At 58.4% G+C, this 11,127-nt stretch carries 11 protein-coding genes and 1 pseudogene; 4 read left to right on the plus strand and 8 right to left on the minus strand.

Features of this window, described 5'->3' with window-relative positions; all coding sequences use genetic code 11:
* Together KM295_RS14580 and KM295_RS14585 are read left to right on the plus strand one after the other, a co-directional pair.
* On the plus strand, nucleotides 1–847 hold an 847-nt coding region (locus KM295_RS14580; protein WP_256030726.1), incomplete at its 5' end, for a methyl-accepting chemotaxis protein.
* Nucleotides 848–922: 75 nt separating this feature from the next.
* Nucleotides 923–1,159 (plus strand): annotated as a pseudogene (locus tag KM295_RS14585) (IS1595 family transposase); the annotation flags it as partial.
* Between the two features lie 274 nt (nucleotides 1,160–1,433).
* On the opposite strand, the gene KM295_RS14590 reads toward KM295_RS14585, so the two are convergent.
* From KM295_RS14590 to KM295_RS14620, 7 genes are all read right to left on the minus strand, one after another.
* Nucleotides 1,434–2,447 (minus strand): Gfo/Idh/MocA family protein, encoded by a 1,014-nt coding sequence (locus KM295_RS14590; protein WP_256030727.1) that lies wholly within the window; start codon nucleotides 2,445–2,447, stop codon nucleotides 1,434–1,436.
* A 5-nt stretch (nucleotides 2,448–2,452) separates the two neighbouring features.
* Entirely contained in the window at nucleotides 2,453–3,454 is a 1,002-nt protein-coding gene (locus tag KM295_RS14595) for a zinc-dependent alcohol dehydrogenase (RefSeq protein WP_256030728.1), read from the minus strand.
* A gap of 287 nt (nucleotides 3,455–3,741) precedes the next feature.
* Nucleotides 3,742–4,071, minus strand: coding sequence for a hypothetical protein (locus tag KM295_RS14600; RefSeq protein WP_256030729.1), 330 nt, complete (start codon nucleotides 4,069–4,071; stop codon nucleotides 3,742–3,744).
* 99 nt (nucleotides 4,072–4,170) lie between these two features.
* Nucleotides 4,171–4,500 carry a 2Fe-2S iron-sulfur cluster-binding protein gene (locus KM295_RS14605; RefSeq protein ID WP_256030730.1) on the minus strand — a complete coding sequence of 110 codons (330 nt, stop codon included), beginning with the start codon at nucleotides 4,498–4,500 and terminating at the stop codon, nucleotides 4,171–4,173.
* Nucleotides 4,501–4,506: 6 nt separating this feature from the next.
* Nucleotides 4,507–5,910 (minus strand): selenium-binding family protein, encoded by a 1,404-nt coding sequence (locus tag KM295_RS14610; protein ID WP_256030731.1) that lies wholly within the window; start codon nucleotides 5,908–5,910, stop codon nucleotides 4,507–4,509.
* Between the two features lie 183 nt (nucleotides 5,911–6,093).
* Nucleotides 6,094–6,453, minus strand: coding sequence for a type IV pilin domain-containing protein (locus KM295_RS14615; RefSeq protein ID WP_256030732.1), 360 nt, complete (start codon nucleotides 6,451–6,453; stop codon nucleotides 6,094–6,096).
* A 255-nt stretch (nucleotides 6,454–6,708) separates the two neighbouring features.
* On the minus strand, nucleotides 6,709–7,566 hold the full coding sequence (locus KM295_RS14620) for an NAD-dependent epimerase/dehydratase family protein (RefSeq protein ID WP_256030733.1): 858 nt from the start codon (nucleotides 7,564–7,566) through the stop codon (nucleotides 6,709–6,711).
* 401 nt (nucleotides 7,567–7,967) lie between these two features.
* Between KM295_RS14620 and KM295_RS14625 the strand changes: the two genes are divergently transcribed.
* Both KM295_RS14625 and KM295_RS14630 read left to right on the plus strand, forming a co-directional pair.
* Complete coding sequence (locus KM295_RS14625) at nucleotides 7,968–8,849, plus strand: DUF4382 domain-containing protein (protein WP_256030734.1); 882 nt, start codon at nucleotides 7,968–7,970, stop codon at nucleotides 8,847–8,849.
* A 354-nt stretch (nucleotides 8,850–9,203) separates the two neighbouring features.
* The gene (locus KM295_RS14630) at nucleotides 9,204–10,205 is read left to right on the plus strand and encodes a tyrosine-type recombinase/integrase (protein WP_256030735.1); all 1,002 of its coding nucleotides are present in this window, start codon (nucleotides 9,204–9,206) and stop codon (nucleotides 10,203–10,205) included.
* Nucleotides 10,206–10,535: 330 nt separating this feature from the next.
* On the opposite strand, the gene KM295_RS14635 is transcribed toward KM295_RS14630, so the two are convergent.
* On the minus strand, nucleotides 10,536–10,889 hold the full coding sequence (locus KM295_RS14635; RefSeq protein WP_256030736.1) for a hypothetical protein: 354 nt from the start codon (nucleotides 10,887–10,889) through the stop codon (nucleotides 10,536–10,538).
* Between the last annotated feature and the right edge of the window lie 238 nt (nucleotides 10,890–11,127).

An 11,127-nucleotide genomic window follows, 5' to 3' on the forward strand; every position in this document is an offset into this window, starting at 1 on the left:
GGTCGAAAGCGAGCTTGAAGCGCCAATCGAAGAGGTGTCCGAGGCGGCAGAAGACATCACTGAGAGTGCAACAGTTGTCAGTGACTCGGTGAGCGAACAGACCGACCAGATGCAGGAAGCCTCCAGCGAACTCGGCAATCTGAGTGCGACGATCGAAGAGATCGCTTCGACGGCGACCGAAGTGGCCGAGACAAGCGAGCGGGCGGAAGCACTCACTGAGTCGGGAACCGAGTCGGCAAGCGATGCCAGAGCGGCGATGGAAGATATTCAATCTGCGGTCGGAGGGGCATCAGCCAATATGGAGACGGTAGAAGAACAGATGAGCGAGGTAAACGAGTTCACGACAGTTATCAACGAAATCGCCGACCAGACGAACATTCTTGCTTTGAACGCCTCGATCGAGGCGGCGCGAGCGGATGAAGGCGGCGAAGGGTTCGCCGTCGTCGCAGACGAAGTCAAATCACTGGCTACCGAGACCAAACAGAACGCCGGGGAGATAGAAGAAACGATCGAGCAGATGGAAACCGACATTCAAGAGACTGCTGACAGCCTCGGTGTAGTCGCCGAACAGGTCGAACGTGGGATGGATGAGGTTAGCGAGACGATGCAGAACCTCGGGGACACTCTCGATGCCGTCCAGGAGTCCGCACAAGGGATCCAAGAGGTGTCTGACGCCACGGACGATCAGGCGGCGACGACGGAGGAAGTCGCAAGCATGGTTGATTCGCTGGTTGCTGATCTCAACGAGGTGGCTGAAGAAGTCGAAACGATCGCTGCAGCGAACGAAGAGCAAACCGCCCAAGTACACGAGATTGCAGAGACAGCCAGACAACTCGGCTCACAGTAACGTACTCCACGTTTCCGTTTCCTTGTTGTCGAAATCCCCTCTGGAACGGAGTTTGGGCAACCCTACGGGCTATACGATTACAATCACCAGTACGTTGTCCATGACGATAGATACCTCTTCGAGGGCTCCCCCACGAACCAAGCAGAATGTCTTTGATCACTGCTCCAGCCGTAGTTGGCGAAGTTCCGCGATCTGTCCCAACATGGGTTGAAACAGGTCGCTCGGACCTACGGCTTCCTCCGATCATCGAATCCCACTGGAGCACCGATCCACGGTCTCGTGGATTACATCGCCGTCGACGTATTCGGTTAGTTCTGCCGGTCTACCGAAGAGCGTGGTCCCTTTTTCCAGACACCAAAGCGGTAGGGATTGTGCGTACGAAACAGCCTTCAGGGCGAGGAGGGCATCAATTTTGCTGTCGAGGGTGAGGATGGGTATTCCCGGTGGATGCGAACGGAGACGAGTGTACTCCTGTGTGGCGATCGATCGTGATTCGCAGTTCTCGTGGATCGGTACCGACCTCGTCGATCGTGGAGTGAACTCGTCACGAATACGCCCCAGCGTTGTTTAGCCAGGCCGGGTGCGCCTACCCCTCGAGTTCCATGATCCGACGTTCCCCGGCTGACCGTCTGGCCGCATCGATAATACGTAGCTGTGTAATGATCTCTTCTCCGGAAGCCTCCGGTTTGCGTCCTTCCTTGATCGAGTCGACGAACTCCCGCATCTGGAGGGCGAAGTTGTGCGGCTTCTCACCTTCCAGGGACAGCGGTTCGCCGTTGATCATCAGGTCGGTCGAGGCGACACCGACCAGGTCGCCGCTGTGGTCGCCGTGTTGATCCCACGAGATCGATCCCTCCGACCCGACTACGAGTCCGCGGTGTACGCTCGGGGCGTTGTTGATCGACAGGAAGTTCGTCGCGTGGGTTCCGTCGTCGAATTCGATAACGATCGTCGCGTCGTCGTCCCCTTCGAACGTCTCGTTGTTCGTGGCACCCTCCGCATAGACGGCGACCGGTTCACGGTCGGATAACATCCAGAGGGTGTAATCGATACTGTGTGCGCCGAGCATGGGGTAGACGAGGCCGCCCGTTCTGTCCTCGTGTTGCCACCAGTCCGGCGCCGTCTCGATATCGAAGTGACACGCGAACGTGTACTGGAGGTTGATCGGGGTCCCGATCTCGTCGATCCGGTCTTTCGCTTCCCGAAGCGACGGGAAGAACCGCCTCGATTGACCGATCATCAGATTCACGTCGTTGGTCCGTGCCGCCTCTACCATGCGCTGGCCCTCCTCGACGGACGTCGCCATCACTTTCTCCACCAGAACGTGGTTTCCCGCCTCTATCGCCTCGATGGCGAGCGGTTCGTGGAGATAGTGTGGGACACATATCACGACGGCGTCGATCTCCGAGTCGGCGTACGCTTCTTCGGTGTCGGTATAATAGGAGACGTCGTACCGTTCGGAGGCGGAGCGGGCACGCGTCTCGTCGACATCGACCACCGCGGCGAGTTCACACCGTTCGTCCCAGTGTCGGATCGCGTCGATGTGGCTGTGGGCAACCCTGCCGAGCCCCACGACAGCCAATCGGATGGTGTCTCGCATCGTTCTCACGGCTCTAGTGCGATCTTGATCTGTGATTCGTCCCGACTGTACTGCTCCATCGCCTCGCTGGCGTCCGAAAGGCCGTACGTGTCCGTGACCAGCGACTCGACGTCGAGCGTACCCTTGACGATCGGTTTCATCAGCCGTGGCACCCACCTGTCGAGGAATTCAGGGCCGTGATGCATCAGGTTCGGCATCCGGATATCCATCCCGTGGTGGTGAATCCGGTGGAGATCTGCCTCGATCGGGTCCATCAGGTCCGGGATCGAGACGACGATCCCTTCGTCGCGTGTGTGCTGAACGGCGAGGTTGAAATACTCCTCGGCGTGGGAGTTCCAGTACCCACACGAATGGAAGGCGACATCGACACCCGCATCGCCGCTCGCGTGACCACTGGCGTCTTCATCGGCGTTGTACTGGGTGTGGTCCTCAATAACGCTGGCTACGTCGTCCGTCTCCGAATTCAAAACGACATCGGCACCGCGCCGGTCGGCAACGTCCAGCCGCGGCTCGCGGTAGTCGACAGCGATGACGGTCGCCGCCCCTTTCTTTTTCAACCCCTCGACGGCGATCTGGCCCTGAAAATTCAGCCCCACAACCAGAACTGAATCGCCGGGCTGGACCCCGCTTTCGAACACGCCGTAGATGCCGACACATGCGGGCTCGCCCAACGCGGCGACGGACAGATCGATCCCCGAGGGCGCCTCCTGGAGGCTTTCGACGGGTGCCTTGAAATGGGTCGCGAAGGCGTTGTTCGGCCCGAACAACATCACCTCGTCGCCCGGTTCGTACTCGCGAACCTTCGTTCCGACCTCGAGGACGGTTCCGCTCCCTTCGTGGCCGGGATACTCGAAGATCCCGTCGGGGAGGTCGGTAGGGATCGTCATTCCCTTGTATGCGCGGAGATCGGCATCACAGATACTCGCCCGTTCGGTCTCCACGAGGACCTCGTGGTCGTCGAGGGACAGCTCCCGTTCGATCAGTTCCAGTTCGCCGGGGTCTGACATGTGAACACAGTCCGCATTCATTCGTATGCGGTTCCCTCCCAGCACGTACATAATGATTCCGCCGGTCACAGGGACGGTAGCGGACGCGAATCCCTACGACCGCCGCTTCGATTCCGTCCGTGACGCACACCGACTCAGACACCGACACTGACACCGACGCGATCGATGGCACGTGTTGCCATCTCGACGACGACCGGGCGATCAGCCGTGAATAACGCTACACATATCCGAACCGTACTGTACGTATGTCACCGACATGGCGACGCTATCTCGGCGGGACCGGCCTGCTACTCGCGGGCGGGTTGACCGGCTGTACCGACGACGGTCCGGGGGGAACTCGCCCGGCCGGGACGGACGGACCGGGGGTTGGCGTTGTCTCGACTGACGGGGATGCGGATCTCCCGATACAGCCTACCGTCGAGGTCGCCCACGAGGCCGCCACGCCCGACGTCGACGGCTGTCTCCGGGTCGGGGAGTTCCGTTTCGGGACGACCATCCGGACCGACCCGATCGACGACGGGTCGGAAGCGTCGGCAGAATGGGGCTTTTCGATCCGGCTGAAACAATCCGCTGTCGTCGCTGCCGTCGAGATGTTCGGAGAGAGCGCAGGCAGACATTCGAAGACACACTTCACGGAGGATCCGTCACCGATAGCGACGAGTAGGCTGTGCCGAGTTGGCTTTGACGAGTATCGTCCCACCGGGGACCGGACGCACTCACTTCCAGGGGGTGCCGACGGCTTCGGCCTGAATCCCGTGCCCGACGCGGAGTCGACAGTCGGATGTGGGGACGGCGATACAGGGCAGGACGTATCCGGCGTCGAGCGAGCGCTGTTTCAGCGCCCGTGGCGGTTTGCGGTGACGCACTGTCCCGTCGAGCAGTTGGGCGGTACATGTGCCACAGGCCCCGTACAGACAGCCGTACGGAAGGGCTATATCGGCCCGGTCCGCCGCGTTGACGATGGTTTCCTCGCCGTCGATCCGGACGGTCTCAGTTCCTCCGTCCGGCCAGACGAGTTCGACAGTATAAACGGTCGCCCTCGTCACGACCGGTCACTGCCAGACGTCGCTGGTACAGTCGCCGCCCGGCCAGCGGATCTCGTGAGCACGCGCGGGCCCGCCCGGCGCGTCGCCGAAGTCGACGAGGAAATCTTCGTCCAGTTCCATCCGTCCCTCGTCGGGATAGACGTCGGCTTTGAGCATCAGCGACCCCTCCTCGGCGATGTCCGGGAAGAACTGGTTGTCCCACGATGAGAAAAGCGACGTCGTCCAGTAGAGGCGCCGACCGTCCCGCGAGAGCTGGAGCATCTGCGGTGCGCCACGGATCGACTCGCCCCGGACGTCCTGTCGATCGCCGAACAGGCCGCCGGCCCACACCTGATCGACCAATCGGGGATTGGCCGCGTCGCTGACGTCGTACATTCGCACGTCGCCGTGAAGCCAGTTCGAGAAGAACAGGTACTGATCGTCCAGCGACAACAGGAGGTCCGTGATGAGCGGCGGGACCGGCATGTCCCAGTCTTCGTGTTCGCGGGGATCCTCGTCGATGACGACGTCCCAGTCCCACGTTCCGTCGCTGTCCTCGTAGAACCGGATGACGTTGGACGACAGCGCGGCGCCGATGTATCCCTGTGTCTCCTCGGGGTTGTGGCTCATCCGGACCTCGAGCGGGATCCGGCCCTGTTCGCCGAACTCGAGCGTCTGGAGGTGCTCGCGGTCCTCCCACGACCAGATGTGGATGCTATCGCCGTACTTGCCGTCCTCGACGTCCTCGAGGTCGAATCCCGGATAGTACGTGTTCGGGGCGGCCCACTCGCTGGAGACGAGGACATCGTGGCGGGGCTGATACCAGTAGTCGTAGTTCATCTCCATGGGGCCGGGGTCGCCCTCCCAGCGCCCGTCGATACTGAAGTCTTCCTGATCCAACTGCAGAAAGCCCCCGGGGAGTTCGCCGTTCGCGTCACCGAGCATGCTGATGACGATCTTTCCCCCGGGGACGCAGTGGACCGTGTGTGGCGCCGACAGGTCGTACTCGAACACGTCCTCGGGTTCGATGATCTTCACCATCTCGGGGTCGCGCGGATCCTCGGCGTCGATGACGTGGATTCGCGAGGAACGCTGGCCGGGGACGACCAGATACTGTCTGGAGAGCCCCTCGGCGTGACAGGAAGACGAACAGGCGTTCCAGCCGAAGTGGTGGAGTTCGTCGCCCCTGTTGGGCATCTCTACCGCGTCGATCATCTCACTGTAGGTGTTTGAATCGGGATCGAGATCGACGACGCCGACGAAGTCCGGGCCGTCGTTCTCCATGCCGACCCGCGGCGCCATCACGTACGCCGTTTTCTCCCGCCCGCCCTCGGTCCGCATCGCGGCCGGCGTCGGATACCCTGGTCCTTCGGCCTCGTGGTGTTCGTGACCGTGCTGTTCCGCGCTGGGGCTCGGTTCGTCGGTGCTCATCCCGACGGATGTTCGTGTTCCACATGTTTAATAATGTATGGTAGTAGTTGCCGTGGATGCCGACGCTCATATATAATGAGTGTTTCTATCAGCACAGGCGTTTCTGCCGGAAATAAATCTCGATTCTAAAAGTGAGGCTAATTCTACAAACGGAGAACGTAGAATGCCGGTTGGGGCCGGTCGTTAGAATTCCTGTACGACGGCTTCGGACTCGGCGGAACCAGCGCTTCCTCTATATGCGACGACGCTGTTACTGTTCGGGCAATCGATTGATTGACCTACGCTAGTGGTTTCGTTTGCGTCATTACTATAATTACTACACTTAATACCGTCAGTATTCGGCCCCAAGCTGTTCAGGGTCGCGGTAGTCCCATCGATCGTAACCCCAGCACTCGGATTCGATTCGACCTCTTCGCCGAGGCCCAGAACGAACGTCCCGATGACGGCCGCCAGGATGACGGTGATCGCTACCATCAGGATGACTCCGATGACGGGCGAAACGGCGCGGTCGTCGTCAGCGTGGAATAGGTTTTTGAGTTCCATAGTTTCACCCGCAGTCTGAACCCGACTGTCCGGGATACGCGACTGCGTTATCTGTCCGTTAGGGGTCTCCCGGTATAATGGGGAGCAGGAACTCACGATTCGATTCGGACGCTGAACCGGGTTTTAGAGCCTCATACGCTAATATAGTGATTTTGAAGCCGATGCGGCTCGTCCCCTCGCCCTCGATCGGACACACCCGACCTGTGGTATGGGTGTCGGCGATTCCGTTCGGGTAGACTGCGGCGATGGCTCGCTTCAGTCTTCCCGGTTGGCATCGACGTGTTCGAGGAGTTCCTGTGGAGGATCGGTCCACTCCTCGGCCCGGTCCCGTGGCTCGTAGCCCAGTACCTCCTTTGCGTGCTCGATATCGAACCACCCGCGTTCGTTCTCGCTGGTCCCGAAGAAAACGCCGAACTCTAGCTCGTCGTCATCGAAACACAATTCCACCAGCTGAACCCAGTCGCGCTCCGAGAGCCACGTCCCTTTCAGGCGCTTGACCTGTGTCTCGTATTCGTCGCTTCCCCGTTCCCAGTCACCGCGTTCGACGCCTTTCTCGGCGTCTCCGTAGGGATTGTCGTACGGCGGCTCCCGGATGCTGGCGATACGGATTGCGTAAAACTGCTCGGGGTAGTCGCGTTTCTCGATGTAGTAGCGACCCCAGTCCTCGCCGAAGGCCTTCGAGGCGCCGTAGTAGGAGTCGGGGCGTTCGGGATCCTCGTGGGTAACCGTCAGGTCGAAATCCAGCTCGTAGAGTTCTGGGGCGTTTTCGGCCTCGTACATCCCCGCAGCGTGAATCGAGGAGGCGAACACGAACTGCTCGATACCGGCATCCGCCGCCGCCTCCAAGACGTTGTGCGTTCCGATCAGGTTGCTCTCTCGGACCTGGTCCCACGTTCCATCGGTCAACGGGTACGCCGCCAGGTGGATGACAGCATCCTGTCCATCGAAGGCGGGTCGGATCGCCTCGTAGTCGGCTACGTCGGCGACGTGGGTGTCGTAGGTGGGGTGGTCCTCGCGATCGAGATACGTCAACTCGTAGTCCTCGTCGTCACCCAGATACGTCTTCAGGCCCTCGCCGACTCGCCCGTGTGCGCCAGTGACAAGTACTCGCATATGCCCCGTTGAGCCGAACCGGACATGAACTATTCGGCAGCCCACCGCCAACCCGAGTATCGACCGAGGAGTATCGTGGCCAGCGAGGAATCACAGCCACGGAGGAGTAGTATAAAACCGCGTGCGAGACACAATAGTTCGAAAGCGAAGGTTCGGCCGTTCCGGGGGATACGAAAACTCACGTTGGATTCGGCACAATTTACGCTCAGACTGTAAGCACGGCGAAACCCCCCGACTGCGGTGGAATATAATTCGGCTTAATTCAACTCAATCCGAGGCCAGTAACTCCCGACTATATCCATATACCGGGCATAGTATTGGATACGATGTGCCCAGAACAACCTCGAGAACAGGACGGAGCGAGTGACACGGAGACGACCAAGTATTTCCGAAGACGTATCTTGGCAGTCGGCGCAGGTACAGGCGCGCTGATGCTGGCCGGGTGCTCGGCGGATACGACGGGAACCGACCCCGACGATGACGGGTCGTCGTCAGGTGACACCGACGGCGGGACCAGGGCCGCCGGCACGTTCCGGCTGCTAATCAGCGATCAGCCGGTGGCGATCGACGACTTCGACGAACTCAACGTTTCGTTCGATCGAGCCCGCATCTTCCCCGAAAGCGTAGAAGAAGACGAGACAGAAGACGGTGAAAGCGAACCCCAAGAGGACGGGGAGGAAGACGAGCCAGAGGATGAAGAGAACGACGCAGAGGAAGACGGGGAAGAAAACGATACCGACGAGGACGCCGAGGGCGACGAACCGGAGGGCGGAGAAAAAGAAACCGAAGACGACGACCAGCCCGGGTTCGAAGTCATCGACCTCGATGGTGCAACGGTCGATCTCACACAGGTCGTCGGCGACAAAGCTATCAGTGTTTTCGAAGGGGGGCTTGAGGAGGGTCGATATGCCAAACTCGAACTCTACGCCGCCGACGTCGAGGGCATCGTGGAGGGCGAGACAGTCGAAGTCAAGATACCAAGTGGAAAGCTCCAGATAGTCAAGCCGTTCGAGGTCGTCGCCGGCGAGACGCTCAGTTTTGTCTTCGACATCAACGTCGTCAAGAGGGGACAGCAACAGGAGTACAATCTACTGCCCGTGATCTCCGAGAGCGGTGTTGCCGGCCAGGATGTCGAGGCCGAAGAAGTCGAGGGAGAAACCCCTGAGACAGAGGGAAGCGATGGTTCCGACTCGGGAACAGAAGATTCTGAAGGGACAGAGTCCGAAGGGGAAGAAGCCGAAGAAGATGAAGAATCCGAAGGGGGGGACAGCGAGAGCGAGTAGGCGAAAAAGAATACAACAACGGTGGGGTGGCGGCCCCACTGGCGGGGCTGGAATCGGCGCACAGAACACGCAGGGCAAACACAAACAGTATCTAGCAGAATACGCCTCTTCCGTTTATTTTCGCGCGCTCGGAGCATGGACTGCGCTTATGAGCGACGGGGACAGGAATGCCTCTCAGGACCTGACTTGACGGAAATTGTACGCCAACGGGAGTTTGGCCACCGATCCCGAACGGCTGAACACCGTTCGGAAACCGAGTGGGCCAACTCGGAAACGGTTCTTTCGCTGAACGGTACTGACGCCCCGTTGCTGTCGGGTAGTTTTCCTCGTCTGCGATTCTGGGAAAAACACCCTATGACAGCTAATAACCCATCGGATCTTGAACCGATTCAACCGCGCGCTGCACAGGAACTCTACCTTGAGCACAAGGGAAACCAGTGCAGCGACACGACCGTACGGAGCCACAAGTACCGTCTGAACTACTTCGTCGAATGGTGCGATGAGAACGACATCGACAACATGAACGACCTTAGCGGTCGGAACATCCACGAGTTTCGCCTGTGGCGCAAATCAGACGGCGACCTGAATAAGATCTCTATGCAGACGCAGATGTCAACCCTTCGTGTCTTTCTGAACTGGTGCGGCACTATTGAGGCAGTCGATCCTGACCTCTACAGTAAGGTGCTCGTTCCAGAGGTGAGGGGTGAAGAAGAGCAACGCGATGTGTTGTTGGACGCCGAGCATGCCGAGGAGATACTGCAATATCTAACGAAGTACCACTACGCATCACGGGAACACACGCTGTTCGCGCTATTGTGGGAGACTGGAATGCGGATCGGAGCGGTACGGTCCTTGGATTTGCGTGATGTGGATCGTGAGGATCGTTGCCTCAAACTAGCCCACCGTCCCGACGAAGGGACGACGCTGAAAAATGGCCAAAGCGGGGAGCGCCTCGTGGCTATTTCTTCTGAGCTCGCGGATCTTCTGGAAGACTATATCGAAAATACTCGGTCGGAAATAACCGACGATCACAGCCGAGATCCATTACTGCCTGGGAAGACTGGCCGGCTGAGTCGGAGTACGATTCGTCGCATCGTCTATGAGATTACGGCTCCTTGCTATCTTGATAAGGAATGCCCAGGGTGCAAGGACAGCCGGGATGCGAAATGTCCGGAAGCTGTGAACCCCCACGCGATTAGACGTGGTAGTATCACTCATTTCCTAACTCAAGATGTTCCTGTTGAAGTGGTGGGGGATAGAATGGACGTATCTCGAAAAGTGTTGGAAAAACATTACGACAGACGGCCGGCTGAAGTCAAGCTCGAACAGCGACGGAGATACCTCGATAATATCTGATTCCGGATCTTATCTGATTTTATTTTGGCTCTTGCCCAATCTACCAAAACAACTATTCGGTATGTGATGTGGACTGATACTGACTGCTGAATATAGAGTTTGCAATCTTCTGAGTTATTCGCAGTACAAGCGAACTACCTCTCCTAGAGGTATGAGTTCTCCTACAAAACAGTCGTGCGCTCAGCCGGTGAATCCCAGTTACCAGATACGACTAATAGACCCTATAGGAACAGGAGTCCACGAGAGCCGAAATGTGTCACTGAGAACCTACCGATGCAGATGGTATACTGGCCACTCAACTAAATTCACAGTAACCAGAGGAGACCGAAATCAGCAGTTAGAATTGAGAGCCTCGTTTATCTCGACAATCCACTCCTTCTCGTCGGCGTCGAACATAACGATGGCAGCGAGTTCAGCGTCAAGTATTGGCGACTCAAATCCATTTTCACCTACAGAGATCACACGATCATCTGTCTCGATCGCGCTCTCTGGGTCTTCGGGTAGGTCAAGTCGATCAATTAGCCATGGCTCTAATACCGGTTCGATTCCTTCATAGTAGTCTGGGATTCGTGGGAAGGACGGGACCCACTCGCTCTCGTATCCGAGGGCCACTATCTCAATCTGTTGTCCATGCCCTTGCGGTATCTCAGCTTCCCGAACTGTAACACTCATTGTTTCAATCACCTATGGTGCATACTCCTCGATGATCTTGATGGTGTGTCTGGCTCTCTCTACTTTTGTCTGAGCAGAGATGAGGTTGAGCTCGACATCGTCTGGCGACATGTCCGTCTCTTCGGCAGTACGTTGCCGACTAACGGATAGGAGTTCCCGATACACAAACGCTTGGTCGTGTCGCAAAGTCCTCTAGAATTCAGTAGTAACTGACTCCCCTGAGCAAGGGGACGCCTCTGGTGTCCACCCG

The sequence above is a fragment of the Natronomonas aquatica genome (genome assembly GCF_024449025.1).
Taxonomy (GTDB): domain Archaea; phylum Halobacteriota; class Halobacteria; order Halobacteriales; family Haloarculaceae; genus Natronomonas; species Natronomonas aquatica.

What these genes read in the sequence shown, in the direction of transcription:
- KM295_RS14610 (WP_256030731.1), bottom strand. Translation starts at nt 5,910, where the DNA reads ATGAGCACCGACGAACCGAGCCCCAGCGCGGAACAGCACGGTCACGAA.
- KM295_RS14630 (WP_256030735.1), top strand. Translation starts at nt 9,204, where the DNA reads ATGACAGCTAATAACCCATCGGATCTTGAACCGATTCAACCGCGCGCT.
- KM295_RS14600 (WP_256030729.1), bottom strand. Translation starts at nt 4,071, where the DNA reads ATGTCTGCCTGCGCTCTCTCCGAACATCTCGACGGCAGCGACGACAGC.
- KM295_RS14590 (WP_256030727.1), bottom strand. Translation starts at nt 2,447, where the DNA reads ATGCGAGACACCATCCGATTGGCTGTCGTGGGGCTCGGCAGGGTTGCC.
- KM295_RS14620 (WP_256030733.1), bottom strand. Translation starts at nt 7,566, where the DNA reads ATGCGAGTACTTGTCACTGGCGCACACGGGCGAGTCGGCGAGGGCCTG.
- KM295_RS14595 (WP_256030728.1), bottom strand. Translation starts at nt 3,454, where the DNA reads ATGTCAGACCCCGGCGAACTGGAACTGATCGAACGGGAGCTGTCCCTC.
- KM295_RS14615 (WP_256030732.1), bottom strand. Translation starts at nt 6,453, where the DNA reads ATGGAACTCAAAAACCTATTCCACGCTGACGACGACCGCGCCGTTTCG.